Raw genomic sequence first — 18,129 nt, 5'->3', positions numbered from 1 at the left:
TACGGGCGGGACAAAGCGACAGATGGCTCTTTGTCCCGCCCGTTTTATACGCCGGCTAGCTATTAAACCCGTTGAACTTGAGATAGCTCATCAGGTACGCCTTCGAAACGAAGGACGATACCGCGCTGCGCACAAGCAGCGACTCACGCGTTACCTGATGCGCCGTATCGGGAACCGGCGTCTGCTCGACGGAAAACGCCGAACGAATCGATGCCTCGAGCTGATCGACCACATAATCGAAGGCCGTCGGGGCATCGTAGCTCAAACGCTGAATGTTAAAGAGTGCCTGCACAGCAGCAATAGGTAGCACCTGTTTAAAGATGCAGATAGCGATCAGGCGGGCAATCTGCTCGCGGCCATATTGCTTTTTGACCGGAGCAGGCACTAGGCCGACCTTTACGTAGTTATTGATCATCGATGGCGTAATGATGGGCTGCTCAACGCAAATGGACAGCGGCTCCATCCACAGCGCAACATACTCAATGACCTGGTCGCGGTAGAGCGTCACATTTGGCAACTGGTCATAGCGCGGCAGACTCAACGTATTGAGTTTGCGCACGATATCGGACTGAATAAATGCATCGGGCAGCACAGTGGGCTGAATATCCTCAGGCTTAATGCTGACCGATGTATCGGACATCGGGATAACGCGTTTGGCGTGGTTCATAAGGATCCTCCGTTCATAAGCTATATTGTATTCTAGATAATCTAGTTTTGCATACCACATAACCGGTAAGTAAAAGTGGCTGGACAACACATTGAAGCACCGTCCAGCAACTTTGTTTAAAGATAGCAACCTTACATAAGATATATTATCGTACTTATCTACGGAGAAATGCGTATGCGCTGGTTGCCGCTATGGCTCCATCAGAAACGGCGGTCACAACCTGGCGTAAACGCTTGGAACGTATATCGCCAGCGGCAAATAGACCTGGCGTGCGGGTCGCCATAGATTCATCAGTTAGAATGCCGCCATCAGGCGCCAGATCGACGAGATGCTCAACAAGCTCGGTATGGGGTTGCGTGCCGGTAAAGACAAAAATGCCAAACGAGCCAGGCTCAAATGACTCGGTATGAATTTCCCCGGATGCATTGTCCTTAAAGGCGATCGACGTTGGCATCGCTTCACCAGAAAGTTCAACAATACTAGTTTGGTACCTAACTGTAATATTGTCCTTTTCGAGTACTTTCTGAACAACACCATCAGGTGCACGGAACTGATCGCGACGCAAGACGATGGTCACGCTGCTGGCGATTTCTGACAAGAACAGGGCTTCCTCACAGGCAGCATTGCCGCCGCCAATAACAAAAACCTGCTTGCCACGGAAGAACATGCCGTCACACGTCGCGCAATACGAAACGCCACGACCGCGATACGTATCCTCGCCAGCGAAACCAGCAGATCGCGGCGTGGCACCCATGCAAGCGATAACGCTCGAGGCCAGCGTATCGCCCATATCGTGATGCACCGTAAACAGCGCTGCATCGGCATCGTAATCGATACCCGCAACCATGCTCCATGCGACCTGTGCTCCCAGGCCCTCTGCATGCTGCTGAAAACGCTCGCCGAGTTCGGCGCCGCTCAAGAGCGGAATGCCCGGATAGTTCTCGACTTCATTGGTCGTGGCGATCTGTCCACCCGACATGCCCTGCTCAATCACGGTCGTCGTCAGGTTGGCACGCGCAGCGTAAATGGCGGCAGCATAGCCCGCGGGGCCTCCACCGATAATCGCAACATCAATCGGCTGATCGGTAGTCATGGAATATCCTCTCGTCGATACATTGACGTTCTTTGCGCTCATACCCAAATTTACGTGAACATGACACTCATGCACTACAATGTTAAATCGCGTAACAAAGCTGAAGGGGACTTATCGATGGATCAAACGCAGACGGGCAATAGCGCTCCCCTGCCCATGCAAGCCACTCCCCAACCGGAGCAAATGACCGTTTCACCTACACAAAAACCCCTGGTAACCATTGTGCACGCATCGGTTGGATCGGGCCACAAAGCCGCCGCCAACGCGATTGCACAAGCATTTGACCTTATCCGCGGCACCAAGGGAATCCCTGAGGATATTGAAATTGAAGTGCTCGATATCCTTGATTTTGGACGTATTAAATTCGATGGTAATAAAACAGCAGCGTCGTTTACCGGCGCCACGCGTCCCATTTACGACCTGACCTGGCGATATACGCTTACAGGACATCTGCTCTGGGGCGGCGGCACAGCATGGTCACGAATTATGTTCCCCGCCTTCAACGAATACGTCCGGACCCGCAGGCCCATAGCCGTGGTCGCAACACACATTACGGCGGCCAACGTCGCTGTGGGCGCCCGCGTCATCACGGGTATCGATTACCCGGTCATCTGCGTGCCGACCGATTACGAAGTCGAAGGCTTTTGGCCCCACAAGGACACCGACCTATTCTGTGTAGCCAACGAGTTTATGGCCGAAACGCTGCGCCCGCGCAAGGTTCCCGAGTCAAAGATCCGCATAACGGGCATCCCCATCCGAGCCGGTTTCGATACCGATTACAAACGCGAGGATGAGCTGAGCAAGTTCAATCTCCCCATAGACAAAACCGTCGTATTGGTGATGGCCGGCGCCAGTTTGCCCCAACCATACGTGCGTTTCCGCGCCGCGATGGACCACACGCTCCCCTTCTTACGCAGCTTTGAGGACATGCACTTTGTCTTTTTACCGGGCAAGGATAAGGAATACGCCGCCCGACTCAAGACGCTCTTCGACGCCATGAAGCTCGACAACGTCACGGTTCTGGACTACGTGGACGACATGGCGGCCCTCATGCACGGCTGCGACCTGGCAATCCTCAAATCGGGCGGACTCACGGTCACCGAGTGCCTATGCGCACATCTGCCGATGATCCTGCTGGGCAAATCATACGGTCAAGAAAAGGCCAACACCACGATGCTCACCGGCATGGGCGCCAGCATGCATGTCACCACCGCACGAGAACTCATCGTAACCCTACGTCACTTGCACGACCATCCCGAATCACTCAAAGCCCTACTCATCAACGGCGAAGTACTGCGCCGCCCTCACGCTGCCAAAGACATCGCCATCGCAACCATGGAGCTAGTAGGCAAGCCCCAAAAGCGCAAACGAGCCTTCTGCCGCTTCTACTGGGGCGGAAAACCCGCGCATATCCGCTAGCACCGGACTGTCCGCCGTGGCGCAGGCCGCCCACACATATCATTCCATGCTCAAACATTCTCGCTTCGCTTCGCTCGCTGCGAAACTGCGCGTGGAACGATATGTGTGGGCGGCCTGCGCCACGGCTATACGTACGCACTAGCAGCCATATCGGTTAGCCTACTAAAAGCAGCGAAGGGAAACTCGAAAACAAGAAATCAAAGTAATCCGATCTGACAAAGGAGCCGTCTCTTTGTCAGATCGGATTACTTGTTAGACACAGCTTCTAGATACAGCATTAGGCTTCAGATGGGAAGCCATAACCGATTGCGAGCATGTAAACGTAGCTCGCCCCTGGGAGGCCCCTATATATCGTCCCGCGCGCAGTTTCGCAGCGCAGCGAGAATGTTTGAGCACGGGATGATATATAGGGGCATCCCAGGGGCGAGCGGACATTACGGCACTCCGTTCAACGAAGCAAAAGACTAAGCGACGCCGCTAGAGCCGAAGCCTCCTTTGCCCCGGTCGGTTTCGTCTAGTTCTTCTACTTCTACGAGGTTGACCGTGGGGACTTCTTGGATGACGAGTTGGGCTATGCGGTCGCCTTTGTTGATTTGGATATTGTTGGAGGGATCCAGGTTGATGAGGATAACCTTGAGTTCTCCTCGGTAGTGGGCGTCGATGAGGCCCGGCGTATTGACTATAGACAGGCCCTGCTTGATGGCCAAGCCGCTGCGGGGCTGGACAAAGCCGGCGTAGCCGTCGGGCAGGGCGATGGCCAACCCAGTAGAGACCAGACGGCGTTCGAAGGGCTTCAGGACGCAGTCCTCGTTGGAGCGCAGATCCAAGCCGGCATCGGTGGGATGGGCGTATTTGGGAAGCTCGACGGTGGGATCGAGACGCTTTATGTTGATGGTAATGTTGGACATGGAATCACCTTAGCTTGTCGAGCTCTTGCAGAAACTCATCGACGTCTTTGAAATCGCGGTAGACCGAGGCAAAGCGGATGTACGCCACCTTGTCGATCTTGGCCAAGCGCTTGAGCACCATATCACCCAACTCATGGGACGTGACGGCCGTCAGCGTGCGAGAGCGCAGCTCGACCTCGATATCGTCGATAATCTCATTGAGCTTCTTAGTGTCGATATCACGCTTGATGGTGGCGCGCACCAAGCCGACGAGCAGCTTATTGCGATCGAACCGCTGCTTGGATCCGTCGGACTTAATGACCTCGATTGGGTCTTCGCATCGTTCGAACGTTGTAAAGCGATAGTTACACGAGCAACATTCGCGGCGACGTTTAATGGTGTTATTTGACTCCTGCATACGAGAATCAACGACGCGGGTATGTGCCTTGCCGCATTTGGGACAGCGCATGGTACCTCCTCTTAAACGATAACAAGGGTACCATGCGCAGCGCGATAATGATTACGAACGAGCAGGAACCTTAAGATGCGCACCGGCGGCGAGCGAACCATGCTCCAGATGATTGACGTTACGGATCATGTCGGAAGTCTCTTGCGTGGAAAGGCCTTCGATTGGATATTCCTCGGCAAGCGACCAAAGAGAATCACCAGGCTGAACGCGAATGGTCTCGTAGGTAACGTTGGAAACGGACTCGGCATACGCGGCGTGACGAGCGCTAAAGACAGACGTAGCGAGGACAAAAAAGAGCGTGAGCGCAACGGCGACGGCAACAATCGTCGAGACCTTCAGGGCAGCGGGAGTCGACGCGGCAACAGCATACTGAGTGCGAGCAGACTTTACGGGCAAAGGCTGATAACCGGAACGTCCACCCTTGACAACAGTAAAAGCGGGCGCGGCAGGCGTCTCGAGCTTAAGGGCGAGGTTTCCCTGGACCATATTCGTTGCGTTCATCATGTTCTCCTCTCGCGTGTTTTGCTGAGAACAGTTTTATCAAGCCGCGCGGACAAAAATGTCTAGCGCGAGAACGAATGTTCGGTTATTATTATCTTCGAACAGTTGTTCCTGTCAAGCAAAATTCGAACATTTGTTTGACATGGGTAGAGAGGATGCCCTGATGGCTCGCAAAATTACCAAGCGTCAGCAGCAAATTTACGACTTCATCAAGGAATATCAGCAGGAGAAGGGTTATCCGCCCAGCGTGCGCGAGATGGCTTCTGCCGTGGGTCTTTCCTCCCCCAGCACCGTGCACGCCCATCTATCTGCTCTGGAGGCGCGCGGGCTACTCAAGCGCGATGCCACCAAACCGCGCGCCCTGGAACTCTTTAACGAGGACGGTTCCTCTGTCTCAATTTCTAAATCTGACGAGCCCACCGCACCTCGCGGAACGGTCTCGCTACCGCTCGTTGGTCGCGTCGCGGCTGGGATTCCCATTCTGGCCGAACAGAATATCGAAGACACTTTTACTATCCCGACCGAAATCGCCACCGATCAGGGTTCCTTTATCCTTGAGGTGCATGGGAGCTCAATGATCAATGTCGGCATCTTCAATGGCGATTACATCATCGTCCGTGAACAAAAGAGTGCCATGAACGGCGAAATTGTCGTGGCCATGATTGATGGTTCAGCGACCGTCAAGACGTTCTACAAGGAGCAGGGACGCGTACGCCTGCAGCCCGAGAATGACACCATGGAGCCTATCTATGCAACGAATCCCGTTATCTTGGGCAAAGTCGTCGGCTTGATGCGCCGGTTCTCGTAATGCAAAAACGCATCACCATCTTTGATACCGTCCGCGGGTTTACGATGATTTCAATGGCAGGTTTTCACGCTTGTTACGATCTCGCTTACCTGTACGGTTGGGATATGCCCTGGTTTACACAGACTGTCTTTCAAGACATCTGGCGTGCCAGCATCAGCTGGGTATTCTTGTTTATCGCGGGTTGGATGTGCACCCTCTCACGCAACAATGCTAAACGAGCGGCCAAATACGCTGCCGCAGCTTTGGTCGTCTGGATTGCAACAACGCTCGTATCGGTCGACGATTCAGTGAACTTTGGCATCATCTACTGCATGGCCGCATGTACCGGCATCGTGGCGTTGACCGATCCCGTCCTTAAGAAGATATCGGCGAGATGGGGCATGTCCCTATGCCTTGTGTTGTTCGCCCTCACCTGGAGTATCCCCAAAACGATCTATCCTGTCCCCTACCTGGCGTGGCTGGGATTTCCGAGCCCTGGGTTTGTTTCAGGTGATTACTACCCCATCATCCCGTTTTTCTTTATGTATCTTGCAGGATACTTCGCCGCACACATAGCGCAGGGAATCGATAAGACCGTCCCAAGCTGGGCCTACGCCAATCCCATCCCGGCGCTCGCCAGCCTTGGACGTCACGCACTCCCCTTTTATCTACTGCATCAGCCCATTATTCTGGGCTTTTTGGAGCTCGTCTACTCGGTGCGATAACGCTTGAGCCGCGGCGCGATACGAGCCGGCAGCTTCGCAACAATACGAACGCCGCCCTCAAGATATTCCTCGTGCAAAAGGGTTCCCTGTTCATGCACCAGCGTGATGAGGGCGCCCTCGCGATACGGGATATCAGCGGAGAGCAACACATCGGTGGCAGCCGCCTCACGAGCAATACGGTCGACGAGATCGTCAAGTCCCTCGCCCGTCTGGGCCGAGAACAGCACGGCCTCGGGATAGCGACGACGGAAACTCAATCAATCAACGCTATCGAGAAAATCGATTTTATTGAACACCGTAAGCGTCAAACGCTCGCCGGCACCGATCTCGTCAAGAACGCGATCGACTGCCTCGAGCTGGCGCTCGTAGTCCTCGTCAGAGGCATCCACAACTTTAAGGATCAGATCGGCACCAAGAACTTCAGACAGCGTGGACTTAAAGGCATCAACGAGACCATGCGGTAGCTTTTGAATAAAGCCAACGGTATCGGTAATCGTCATGCCGCGACCGCCGGGCAGGCGATACGAACGCGTCGTCGGGTCGAGCGTAGCAAACAGCTTGTCCTGCGAAAGTACCGTAGAGCCGGTCAGGCGATTGAGCAACGTCGATTTACCGGCATTGGTATAACCGGCTAACGCGACGCGAAACGCCGGTGACTCAATGCGGCTCTTGGACTGGACATCGCGACGCTGTTCAACCTGCTTGAGCTCACGACGAAGCGCGGCAATCTTATTGCGAATGAGGCGACGGTCAACCTCGAGCTGGCTTTCACCCTGGCCAAAGCGCGAACCGATGCCGCCGCGCGTCTGCTCCTTGGCAAGATGGCTCCACATGCCACGCAGACGAGGCAACAGATATTGAAGCTGCGCCAGCTGTACCTGTAGGCGTCCCTCACGCGTCTGAGCATGCAGGCCAAAGATATCAAGGATCAGTGCCGTACGATCGATAATCTTTACCGGCTCGCCCACGGCTTTCTCCAAATAGGATTGCTGTGAGGGCGTCAGGTCGTCGTCAAAAATTACGACATCGGCATCCATGCGATGCACCAGGCCGCACAGCTCTTCAACCTTACCGGAACCGATAAACGATTTTGGATACGGCTTAACCAGACGCTGCGACAAACGCGCCACGCACTGGGCGCCAGCCGTATGGGCCAGGCGCTCAAGCTCGTCAAGCGAACGATCGAGCGGCCATGCATTGTCGCGCCACTCAACACCAACTAATATGGCACGCTCGGGCTCGGGTGCCGTGGGAACAAGGGGGAAACGGGCCATTAGGCAGCCTCAATACGATGCAGGATGTCCTCAACGACCCCATCGATCGTAAACTCGTCCATATCGAACCACACGATGCGGTCATCGCGTTTAAACCACGAAAGCTGACGTTTGGCATAGCGACGCGAACGCATCTTGATGAGTTCGCGAGCCTCATCCATGCTTATCAAGCCATTGAAAGCATCGATGATCTCTTTATAGCCAATTGCCTGCATCGACGTCAGGGCATCTCCCAGCCCCTGCCCCATAAGACTGCGGACCTCATTGACAAGACCCTGCTCAAACATCATATCGACACGCAGGTTAATGCGCTCGTAGAGCACCTCGCGATTACGCGTCAGACCAAACCATAGGGCATGATAATGCTCGCGCGGAACACTAAACTGCAACTTTTGCTGCGCGTAGGACACACCATCATCGTGCATTTCGAGCGCGCGAATCACGCGACGAACATTATGGGGATGGATGACCGCAGCGGACTCGGGGTCACGCTCGGCAAGCAGCGCGTGCAGCGCTTCCTCGCCTATGCGCTCGGCAAGTTCCTGATACCCCGCGCGACGATCGTCCACAAGCTCGCCCGAGGGAAAATCCATCTCATCGAGTGCGGCCTTGAGATACAGCCCCGTACCTCCACAAAAAACCGGCAGGCGACCCGAACCAAGGAGACGTTCAACATGCGCGCGAGCGTCAGCCTGATAAAGCGCGGCAGAATATGCCACACCCGGCTCTACAATGTCGACGAGACGCAGCGGCGCCGTACACTCATCGGGCGCCATCTTTGCGGTACCGATGTCCATGCCGCGATAGATTTGCATCGCATCGCACGACAGCACTTCGGACAAAAGACGAGCGGCCAAACGGTCGGCAACATCACTCTTACCAACCGCCGTCGGACCGACGATCGCAACGGCGGAAAGTCCTGCCCTGGGAGAAACCATTAGCGCGGCTCGCCCACAACGGAGCCGGACAAATACCAGGTCTTGGCAACGTCAACGTCAACATCAACGATCTTGCCAACAAACTGATCGATGCTGTAACCCTCGGGGATAGGCGCATGCACGGTCTGATTCTTGGGACTCTTGCCCAGCAGGACCGCGTCGTTCTTTTTACTCGTTCCCTCAATGAGCGCCGGCACCACAGTATGAAGCTCACCCTGGTTATACTCGTGTGCCGTAGTCTCGATAACCTTAACCAGGCGGTTGAAACGCTCGAGAATAACCTCATGCGGCGTAGGATCGTCAATCTCTGCGGCCGGGGTACCGGCGCGCTTGGAATAGATGAAGGTATAGGCCTGGGCATAGCGGACCGTCTCGGCAAGTGAAAGCGTCTGCTCAAAGTCTTCTTCAGTCTCGCCCGGGAAGCCAACGATAATGTCGGTCGAGAGCGCGATATCGGGCATGCGATTGCGGATGCGATCGACCAGGCCCAAATAGTCCTCGCGTGTATAACGGCGATTCATCTCTTTAAGAATGCGCGTCGAACCCGACTGAACGGCCAGATGCAGCTGCGGCATAACGGCAGGCGTTTCGGCCATGGCGTCGATGGTCTCGGGCAGCAGATCCTTGGGATGCGAAGACGTAAAGAAGATGCGCTCCACACCCGTATCGCCCACGGCACGCAGGAGATCGGCAAAACGCGGCTTACCAAACAGATCGCGACCATATGAGTTAACGTTTTGGCCCAGCAGCGTAATCTCACGCACGCCCTGGCGCACCAAACCGGTCACCTCGTCGACAATCTCCTCGAAGGGGCGGCTCTTTTCGCGACCGCGCACGTACGGAACGATGCAATAGGTACAGAAATTATTGCAGCCCGTCATGATGGGCACCCAAGCGTGATACTGGGTCTCGCGATGCCACGGCATGCTCATAGCATCCGTATCCTCATGCTCATTGGTGCGGATATGACGCTTGCCGTCAAGGAACGCCTCGGCAATGAGCTCGGCCACATGTGCGATAGAATGCGTGCCAAAGATGACATTGACGTTATCGACGTTGGTGAGCAGCCCCTCGCCATCACGCTGCGCGATGCAGCCGCCCACGGCAACCACGCGCTTGCCCGAAGGCGAAGACGGCAGGCTTTTGCAGGAATTACACTGACCGTACAGGCGAGTATCGGCGGCCTCACGCACACAGCATGTCATGAAGACAACGATATCGGCATGCTCGGGATCGAGCGCCATGAGGCAGCCATACGAATCGAGCAGGCCGCTCACGCGCTCGGAATCGTGCTGATTCATCTGGCAGCCAAAGGTGCGGATAAAGTAGGTTTTACCGGCAAGAATATCGCGTACGGAACGCTGGTCCATGTGCATAAGTCCTAACGATGGAAGGGAGGCGAATCGAGGCAAGCGGAAGCTATGCCACAGGCTTAACATCATCCATGACGACGTTATCCATAGCAGCTCGATTGATCTGGTGAACGTAGATAGAAAGGCGGATGGCCGTGCGCGACTCCCCGTTAATGAGGATGTCGGAGAACACGGGCGCGCAGGAAATATCAAAACCGGTTGGAATCAAAAAACCGCGCGCGATAGCAACGGCCTTAATGGCCTGGTTGACAGCACCGGCGCCGACACACTGGATGTTGACGGGTACACCATCCTTGACCATGCCGGCGATGGCGCCGGCAACGGACGCGGGCGATGATTTGCTTGATACCTTCAGGCAATCCATGAAGAAACTCCTGCGTTTAAAAGTACGTTTTAACTGCAATAACTGTATCGTACCGAGTGGACTCGGTAAAGGCACTATTCCTCTTTGGCAAGATCGAAGGTCACAGTGATTCGATCACGCGAAACACGAATCTTTGGGTCGCCGCAAAGGTTGAGATAGTACCGGGCGGCAAGGTCATTAAAGTCACGCTCCACAGCACGCGAAAACTGTGCCATGTCATCCTTGGCAATACGTAGCCCGCGACGATCCTTCGCAAGATCGACAGGAGCCGGCGCATGCGTGGACGAATCACGCTCGCGCAGCAGACGCGCGGTCACACCGCGAACGGGCTTAATCTGCCCTGCCAAAATGCGATGAGCCGTGCGCTCGGACATCTCAAGACCCAAACCCGAACAGATACGGATAAAGTCCTCGGCATCAGAGGCAAGGCCTAAACGATCGACAACCGGAAGCTCGCTCTCGTCATCAATAAACAGGAGACGCGACGTATCAAACCGACTTGACGCCTGAGCATAAAGGGTCGCGGCAATCTCAGACGGAGAACCAAGATAGACATCGCAACCACGCAACTCCTCGAGCGCAAACTCACAAGCAGCGCGAATAATATTATGCGGACCGCGAGCACAGACATAACGTCCATCCTCATCCTTGACGGCCTGGGGCCAGCTGGACTGATCGGCACGCTCGCTGAGGCGGTCGGCCGCAACGCTCACCTTAAAGGCCGAGCCAAGATCGACACCGGACGTGACCACACGGGCCTCGTCGGTGTTCTGCTTGATCGAAAACAATGCCATGCCACGACCGTGAACGCCCCAACGGTCCATCTTCATGCTCTCGAGCTTGGAGGTAACGCGGGCATCGAAGATTCGCTCTTGCATATCCTGCGGAACGCCCGAACCGTTATCCAGAAAGACGAGCGTGCGGATGCCATCTTCCTTGGTCGTGGCGAGATAGACCTTGTCGGCGCCGGCATCGCGAGCATTACGGAGCATTTCGATGACGATATCCTCGACATGCTGAATGTCGTGCTTTGCCTGGCGCCGCTCGGCCTCCGAAACGCGGAGGCGGACATAACCCTCGCCAAGGTTCTCCTCGACGCGAAGGTTGCCCTCCCCCGACATCGACGCGATAAATGAGATGAGCTCGTTCGCGTCGCTCATGTTATTTAGCGATATCGACAGCGCGGCTCTCGCGAATCACGACGACGCGCACCTGACCGGGATACTCCATCTCTTCCTCGATCTGATGGGCGATATCGTGAGCCAGGACCGTGGACTGGGCATCGGAGATCTTGTCCGGCTGAACCATGACGTGGACCTCGCGACCAGCCTGCATGGCATAGGTACGCTCGACGCCATCATGGGAGTTGGCGATCTCCTCGAGCTTCTCAAGACGCTTGATGTAGTTCTCGGCAGACTCGCGACGGGCACCGGGGCGAGAGGCAGAGACAGCATCGGCGGCCTGTACCAGGACATCGAGCACCGTGTTGGGGTCGACGTCGGCATGGTGAGCCTCGATAGCGTGGACGATAACGGGCTTCTCGCCATAACGGCGGGCAAGCTCGGCGCCGATGACGGCATGCGGGCCCTCGACGTCATGGTCGATTGCCTTGCCCAGGTCGTGCAGCAGGCCGGCGCGCTTGGCGGTCACAACGTCCAGGCCAAGCTCGGAAGCCATCACGCCGCACAGGTCAGAGACTTCGAGGGAGTGCTGAAGCACGTTCTGACCAAACGAGGTACGGTAGCGCAGGGCACCAAGGGTCTTGACGATCTCGGGGTGCAGGTCGTGGATGCCGGTATCGAAGGCAGCCTGCTCGCCGGCCTCGCGCACGCGCTGCTGAACCAGGTCGGCAGCCTTGTGATACATCTCCTCGATGCGGGCGGGGTGAATGCGGCCGTCGGCGATGAGGTTCTCGAGGGCAACACGGGCGGTCTCACGACGGACCGGGTCGAAGCTCGAAAGAACGACGGTCTCAGGCGTGTCGTCGATCACGAGGTTGACGCCGGAAACCTGCTCGAAGGTCCGGATGTTGCGACCCTCGCGACCGATGATACGGCCCTTGAGGTCATCAGAGGGAATGTGCACGGAGGTAACGGTGACCTCGGCTGTGTGGTCGGCAGCGCAGCGCTGAATCGCCAGGGACAAAATCTCCTGGGCGGTCTTGTGGCACTCGGCGCGAACCTGCTGCTCGGACTCGCGAATGATCGTGGCAGCCTCATGGGTGACCTCGCCGCGAACCTTATCGAGGAGCTCCTTGTGGGCGTCCTCGCGGGTCAGGTCGGCGATACGCTCGAGCTCGGACGTCTGCTTGGCGCAGAGCTCCTCGAGCTCGCGGGAGCGCTTCTCGACCTGACCGGCCTGGCTGGACAGCTGGTGCTCACGCTTGTCGAGAGCGTCGTTTCGGCGATCAAGGGACTCCTCGCGCTGCATCACGCGGTTCTCGAGCGTACGAATCTCGCTCTTACGCTGCTTGTCCTCGGCCTCGGCGGCCTGCTTGTTCTTGATGATCTCCTCTTTAGCCTCGAGCAGAGCCTCTTTTTTGAGGGTCTCGGCCTGACGCTTAGCATCACCGATCAGGGACTCAGCCTGTGCGTGTGCCGACTGGATCTTTTCGTCGGCCTCGTGAAGACTACCCTGCTTGGCGGTGCGCATGTAGGCAATGGCGGCGATGGCACCCAAAACGATGCCAACGAGCGCTGCGATGATAGGCATGCTCACTCCTTTTTATGGATTCGTTACACAACAAAGCGAACCGTCCTTACGAACGGCTCGCGCCATTTGAGTAATATGGGCGCAGCTTATGCGGGTCGGATACAGATAAACATATAAACAAACTCATCACAGATGAGCACATATCACAAAGCAAATGACAGTGTTTATCGTACGTTGAACCACAACAACTGTCAAATAAAGGGCCCCGGCACGGCGGCTAAAACGCGGTGAACGGCAGGGCCACAAAGCGCATACGCCTAAACTGCACATTCCTCGCGTTCGGCATCGAGACGTGCCTTAACGGCATCGGCGGCGACGTGATACGAGAAGCCTTTGCCCATCAAAAACCGAACCAGTTTTTCGAATCCGCGCGTCTCTGGAACACGACGCTTGGCGAGCAGGGCTGACGCACGCGCCAAATCGTCTTCGGCGGCAAAATAATCCTCGGGATAACCGGGAATGTCTTCGAGCACGACATGACGGCGCTTGAGCTCGGTCTCGATTTTGCGCTGTCCCCAACCGCGCCGCTTGCGCTCCTCGATAAAGTACGAGCAAAAGCGGCTCTCGTCTAAAAAGCGATACTCGGTGGCGCGCTCGACGGCGAAATCGATCGCGGGCTGGTGAAAGCCGTAGCGAGCCAGCTTGTCACGGACCTCACCCGTCGCATGGTCGCGGCGCGATAACATCTCGGTCACCATGGTGAGTGCACATTTACGCTCAATGAGCTGCACCGCCTCACGAAAGTTATCCCAATCACAGGGAAGATCGGGGCGGTTTTTGACATACAGCCGCGCGACCCGCACGGGAATCCAAATGGACCGCTCAAAACCGCCCTCAAGCTCACAATCGATATGTGCGCAAGGCTTTTTGGACGCATACCCGCTCGAGAACGAGGAGGCCGCCTTCTTATCGGGAAAGACGACCGTGGCCTCGGTCACCGTATACGACATGAGCGTAACCGTTACTCGTCGTCATCATCGAGCATGGCGGAACCATCGATGGCGTAAAGCTCGTCAAACTCCTCAGGCGCAGGCTGATCGGTCAGCTCGACCTCGGACGGAGCATCGTCATCAAACTCAAGTCCACAGGCAAGGCGGACCTTATGCTCAATCTCGTCGGCACAATCGGGGTGTTCGCGCAGGAACGCCTTGGCGGCCTCGCGACCGTTGCCGAGCTTGTCCTCGCCATAGGCAAACCAGGAGCCCATCTTCTTGCAGATGCCGCACTCGACAGCCATGTCCAGAATCGAGCCCTCCTTAGAGATGCCCGTACCGTACATGATGTCGAACTCAGCAGAACGGAACGGAGCTGCCACCTTGTTCTTAACGACCTTGGCGCGCACGCGGTTACCGATAACCTCGTCCTTAAGCTTAATGCTGTCGATACGGCGAATGTCGATACGCACCGAAGAGAAGAACTTAAGGGCGCGGCCGCCCGTCGTAGTCTCGGGGTTGCCGAACATGACGCCGATCTTCTCACGCAGCTGGTTAATGAAGATGCACGTCGTGTTGGACTTGGACAGCGAGCCGGCGAGCTTGCGGAGCGCCTGGCTCATCAGGCGAGCCTGAAGACCGACCGTAGTGTCGCCGATTTCTCCCTCGATCTCGGCACGCGGGGTCAGCGCGGCGACGGAGTCGACGACGATGGCATCGATGGCACCGGAACGCACGAGCATGTCAACGATCTCGAGCGCCTGCTCACCCGTATCGGGCTGGGAAATCAGTACCTCGTCGATATCCACGCCGATGCGCGCGGCATACGTGGGATCGAGCGCGTGCTCGGCATCGATAAATGCCACAACGCCACCCATTGCCTGGGCCTCGGCCAGGATCTCGAGCGAAAGCGTCGTCTTACCGGAGGACTCAGGACCGTAAATCTCGACGATACGGCCGCGCGGCACGCCGCCGATACCCAGCGCGGCATCGAGGGCCAGGGCGCCCGTGGGAATGGCCTCGACCTCGAGCTCGGGACCACCGTCGCCGTACCTCATGATGGAACCCTGGCCGAATTTCTTCTCGATCTCGGCCTTGGTGGTGGCGATCATCTCATCGCGCTCTTTACCCGTCGTGCGAGCATGAACGGTACGTACGGGACCTGAATTCTTGGCCATGAATAGCCCTCCTCTTAACAACCTGCATCGATAATAAACGAACGGCTGTTCGTGGTCAACCGTTCAGGCCAATCATATGCAGGCGGTCTTTCCAAAACCCAACCAAACGCCGACCAAACACTGACCAAATGCTTGACCACAAAGGACCAAATATGAACAAGGCAGGCAAAAATACATCTACAACCAGCACAAACGCCAAATGAGCCTAAGGTCCCTATCTCCACAATTAAGGGGCTCGGAGGCCCCTTAAAACACGTCTATTCCATAGAGTTGAGCACAAGGGCAATGCGCCCCAATGCCTCCGCGACCGCATGGGCACGAACACACGAACGGTCGCCCTCATAGTGGCAGCGCACAGAGTCCACAACCGGGACTTCCCCATAAGCCGCGCGATACGCCCAGCCAATATAGAAAGTGCCCGCCGGATCGCCCTCAGTGCCACCGCCGGGGCCGGCATAACCCGTTGCGCTCACTGCAATATCGCTCTGGTACAGCTCCAGCGAACCCACCGCCATCTCGCGCGCGGTCTGATGCGACACCGCGGTATAGCGGTCGAGCGTCTCCTGCTCAACACCAAGAACGCGATGCTTAATCTCATCGCAGTAAGTCACCGCACCGCCACGCAACACCGCCGAGGCGCCCGGGATATCCGCAATCGTCGAGGCGATCATACCCGCCGTCAGCGACTCAGCCGTCGAAACCGTCACGCCCCGAGCGCTCGCGCGCTCGACAATATCGCGCGCCAGCTCCTCATTGTGTGCGGAAATCTGCTCAAAAGAGACCGTCATACCCACCAGGACCTAGACCGAAAAGACGATCTTGCGGCAGTTCCAGAAGTACTGGGCGCCCGAGATAACGGTCAAGACAACGGCAACGGCATACAGGAAGCGTGACACCGAGTAGATGCCGAGCGTCAGCGCCACCGGGCCAAGGTGCAAGCCGGCCATAGCAAAAACGCACAGGTAACCGCAGATGGAGACCATCGTGGTTGCCGTCTTGTACTTGCCGAGCTTATCGGCCGCAACAACCACGCCGGCCGCACTCGCAACCATGCGTAGGGCGCTCACCAGCAGCTCGCGGAACAGGATAATAAACACGGACCACACGGTTACGGCGCCAAAATCCAAGAACAGCAGCAGGGCCGAGAACACCAGCAGCTTGTCGGCGATGGGGTCCAAGAACTTGCCGAAATCGGTGATCTCGTTGCGCGAGCGTGCCAGATAACCGTCGACCTTATCGGTGCACGACAGGATCACATACAGAATGAAGGCAGCGGCGGCGAGCGGACCGTCAAAGGTGCTCCAATCCGTACCGGCAACACTCGTGTGAGAAAGCGCCGACACGATCATGAACACCGGGATAAAGACGATGCGCACGCACGTCACGATGTTGGCGGGCGTCCAGACACTCGTCAGTTCCTTATTGCTCTCGTTAGCCACGACGCTCTCCTACTCCACAACATGACCGATAAGCTCATAGCAGAAGCTATCGGTAAACTCGACAATCAGAATATCGCCCACGGACGCCTCGCTGGCGTCCAGATGCACCGCTCCATCGGAATCGGGCGCCTGGAACCAGGCATGGCCGATCAGCTCGGCGCCGTCCTCGGTCTCTTCGATACCGTCGACGATCACCTGGGCGCGCTCGCCCACATGGGCGGCGGTGGCGGCAAAACCGAGCGACTCGGCCAGGTCCATGGCCTCCTGGGCGCGCTCGAGCTTGACCTCTTCGTCGACCTGACCCTCCATCTTAGCGGCCAGGCTGCCCTCCTCCTGCGAGTAGGCAAAGACGCTCGTGTAGTCAAAGCCGACGGTGTCCATAAAGTCGATAAGGTCGCGGAACTCGTCGTCGGTCTCGGTCGGGAAGCCGACCATGGCCGTGGAACGGATCACGATGCCGGGGATACGCTCACGAAGGTCGCGGAACAGATCCTCGAGCTCCTGGCGCGAACCGGAGCGACGCATGGCCTTGAGAATGCGCGCGTCGCAGTGCTGCACGGGGATATCGATATAGGGCAGCACCTCGGGCGTATCACGAATGGTCTCAATGAGCTCGTCAGTCATGCCCTCGGGCTGCAGATAGAGCACGCGGACCCAGACGTTGTGCGGGCGCACGGCCTCGGCGACGGCACACAGCAGCTGCGCCAGATTGCGCGGCGAGCCATCGGCGACGTCCTCGTCGGCAAAGTCGGTACCCCAGATGCCCGTGTCCTGGCCGATCAGCACGATCTCGCGCACACCGCCGGCAACCAGGTCGCGCACCTCGGAGATGATGCTCTCGGCATTGCGCGAATGATAGCGGCCGCGGATGTAGGGAATCATGCAGAAGCTGCAGAAGCGGTTGCAGCCATCGGAAATCTTGACGTAAGCGACAGCACCCTCGACGGTACGTTTGACCTGCGGGATATAGGCTGCAATCTCACGCTCGACACCCAGCACGCCATCGATGACCGCCACGATGCCATCTTCCTCGTCGGCCTTCACAAAGGCAGCGACCTCGGGCAGCTCGTCAGGCAGGTCATCGCCATAGCGCGACGGCACGCAGCCGCACATAACGATGGGGCAAGAACGAACGCCGTCCTGAACCTCGTTGGCGAGCTCGAGCGTGGTCTCGATGCTCTCGGACGTTGCGGAGGCGAGGAACGAGCAAGTATTGACGATGGCGATGTCGGCATCCTGCGGGTCGAATGCCTCCTCGTAGCCCGCGGCGGTCAAAAGAGAACGCATGCGGTCGGTGTCAACCTCGTTCTTAGCGCACCCGAGGGTGATGTAGAGCACGGAGCCCAACGGTGTATCCATGTTGGAGAGCGG

18 protein-coding genes and 1 pseudogene are annotated in these 18,129 nt (G+C 57.0%); 3 read left to right on the top strand and 16 right to left on the bottom strand.

Annotated elements, in window-relative coordinates; genetic code table 11:
• Positions 1-55 precede the first annotated feature (55 nt).
• A complete protein-coding gene (locus RX395_RS03760) occupies positions 56-667 on the bottom strand; it encodes a DUF1836 domain-containing protein (RefSeq protein WP_195622239.1) in 612 nt (203 codons plus the stop codon).
• Positions 668-821: 154 nt separating this feature from the next.
• On the bottom strand, positions 822-1,760 hold the full coding sequence (locus tag RX395_RS03755) for an NAD(P)/FAD-dependent oxidoreductase (RefSeq protein ID WP_316365562.1): 939 nt from the start codon (positions 1,758-1,760) through the stop codon (positions 822-824).
• A gap of 69 nt (positions 1,761-1,829) precedes the next feature.
• On the opposite strand from RX395_RS03755, the gene RX395_RS03750 reads away from it, so the two are divergent.
• The gene (locus tag RX395_RS03750) at positions 1,830-3,179 is read left to right on the top strand and encodes an MGDG synthase family glycosyltransferase (protein WP_316365560.1); all 1,350 of its coding nucleotides are present in this window, start codon (positions 1,830-1,832) and stop codon (positions 3,177-3,179) included.
• A gap of 464 nt (positions 3,180-3,643) precedes the next feature.
• Here RX395_RS03750 and dut read toward each other — a convergent pair whose 3' ends face one another.
• Genes dut through RX395_RS03735 form a run of 3 tightly spaced genes read right to left on the bottom strand, consistent with a single transcriptional unit; the run spans position 3,644 to position 5,036 of the window.
• Positions 3,644-4,087: a dUTP diphosphatase gene (dut, locus tag RX395_RS03745; RefSeq protein ID WP_316365557.1), complete on the bottom strand. Its 444-nt coding sequence runs from the start codon at positions 4,085-4,087 to the stop codon at positions 3,644-3,646.
• A 4-nt stretch (positions 4,088-4,091) separates the two neighbouring features.
• Positions 4,092-4,535, bottom strand: a complete 444-nt coding sequence (gene nrdR, locus RX395_RS03740) for a transcriptional regulator NrdR (RefSeq protein WP_316365555.1) — start codon at positions 4,533-4,535, stop codon at positions 4,092-4,094.
• A 51-nt stretch (positions 4,536-4,586) separates the two neighbouring features.
• Positions 4,587-5,036 (bottom strand): LysM peptidoglycan-binding domain-containing protein, encoded by a 450-nt coding sequence (locus tag RX395_RS03735; protein ID WP_316365553.1) that lies wholly within the window; start codon positions 5,034-5,036, stop codon positions 4,587-4,589.
• A 163-nt stretch (positions 5,037-5,199) separates the two neighbouring features.
• Here RX395_RS03735 and lexA point away from each other — a divergent pair, with 163 nt between their 5' ends.
• Together lexA and RX395_RS03725 are read left to right on the top strand one after the other, a co-directional pair.
• Positions 5,200-5,844: a transcriptional repressor LexA gene (gene lexA, locus RX395_RS03730; RefSeq protein ID WP_040359862.1), complete on the top strand. Its 645-nt coding sequence runs from the start codon at positions 5,200-5,202 to the stop codon at positions 5,842-5,844.
• Positions 5,844-6,548 carry a heparan-alpha-glucosaminide N-acetyltransferase gene (locus tag RX395_RS03725; RefSeq protein WP_316365550.1) on the top strand — a complete coding sequence of 235 codons (705 nt, stop codon included), beginning with the start codon at positions 5,844-5,846 and terminating at the stop codon, positions 6,546-6,548. The genes lexA and RX395_RS03725 overlap by 1 nt, the downstream gene beginning before the upstream one ends.
• On the opposite strand, the pseudogene hflX reads toward RX395_RS03725, so the two are convergent.
• From hflX to rimO, 11 genes and pseudogenes are all read right to left on the bottom strand, one after another.
• A pseudogene (hflX, locus tag RX395_RS03720) lies at positions 6,533-7,822 on the bottom strand (GTPase HflX). The gene RX395_RS03725 and the pseudogene hflX sit on opposite strands and share 16 nt — an antisense overlap.
• Positions 7,822-8,760 carry a tRNA (adenosine(37)-N6)-dimethylallyltransferase MiaA gene (gene miaA, locus RX395_RS03715; RefSeq protein ID WP_316365549.1) on the bottom strand — a complete coding sequence of 313 codons (939 nt, stop codon included), beginning with the start codon at positions 8,758-8,760 and terminating at the stop codon, positions 7,822-7,824. Before miaA ends, hflX begins: the two are co-directional and overlap by 1 nt.
• Entirely contained in the window at positions 8,760-10,130 is a 1,371-nt protein-coding gene (gene miaB / locus RX395_RS03710) for a tRNA (N6-isopentenyl adenosine(37)-C2)-methylthiotransferase MiaB (protein ID WP_316365547.1), read from the bottom strand. The genes miaA and miaB overlap by 1 nt, the downstream gene beginning before the upstream one ends.
• 49 nt (positions 10,131-10,179) lie before the next feature.
• The gene (locus tag RX395_RS03705; RefSeq protein WP_006235982.1) at positions 10,180-10,497 is read right to left on the bottom strand and encodes a stage V sporulation protein S; all 318 of its coding nucleotides are present in this window, start codon (positions 10,495-10,497) and stop codon (positions 10,180-10,182) included.
• Between the two features lie 74 nt (positions 10,498-10,571).
• On the bottom strand, positions 10,572-11,657 hold the full coding sequence (locus RX395_RS03700) for an ATP-binding protein (RefSeq protein ID WP_316365544.1): 1,086 nt from the start codon (positions 11,655-11,657) through the stop codon (positions 10,572-10,574).
• 1 nt (position 11,658) lies between these two features.
• Entirely contained in the window at positions 11,659-13,209 is a 1,551-nt protein-coding gene (gene rny, locus RX395_RS03695; RefSeq protein ID WP_115596193.1) for a ribonuclease Y, read from the bottom strand.
• 257 nt (positions 13,210-13,466) lie between these two features.
• On the bottom strand, positions 13,467-14,159 hold the full coding sequence (locus RX395_RS03690; RefSeq protein WP_316365542.1) for a regulatory protein RecX: 693 nt from the start codon (positions 14,157-14,159) through the stop codon (positions 13,467-13,469).
• 11 nt (positions 14,160-14,170) lie between these two features.
• Positions 14,171-15,319: a recombinase RecA gene (gene recA, locus RX395_RS03685; RefSeq protein WP_022094695.1), complete on the bottom strand. Its 1,149-nt coding sequence runs from the start codon at positions 15,317-15,319 to the stop codon at positions 14,171-14,173.
• A 257-nt stretch (positions 15,320-15,576) separates the two neighbouring features.
• Positions 15,577-16,107, bottom strand: a complete 531-nt coding sequence (locus tag RX395_RS03680) for a CinA family protein (protein ID WP_316365539.1) — start codon at positions 16,105-16,107, stop codon at positions 15,577-15,579.
• A gap of 12 nt (positions 16,108-16,119) precedes the next feature.
• Entirely contained in the window at positions 16,120-16,668 is a 549-nt protein-coding gene (pgsA, locus tag RX395_RS03675; protein ID WP_006235973.1) for a CDP-diacylglycerol--glycerol-3-phosphate 3-phosphatidyltransferase, read from the bottom strand.
• Between the two features lie 99 nt (positions 16,669-16,767).
• The gene (gene rimO, locus RX395_RS03670; RefSeq protein WP_316365536.1) at positions 16,768-18,117 is read right to left on the bottom strand and encodes a 30S ribosomal protein S12 methylthiotransferase RimO; all 1,350 of its coding nucleotides are present in this window, start codon (positions 18,115-18,117) and stop codon (positions 16,768-16,770) included.
• Positions 18,118-18,129 lie beyond the last annotated feature (12 nt).

This window comes from Collinsella aerofaciens (genome assembly GCF_032584215.1).
Taxonomy (GTDB): Bacteria; Actinomycetota; Coriobacteriia; order Coriobacteriales; family Coriobacteriaceae; genus Collinsella.
This window is presented reverse-complemented; position numbering and strand designations above follow the sequence as displayed.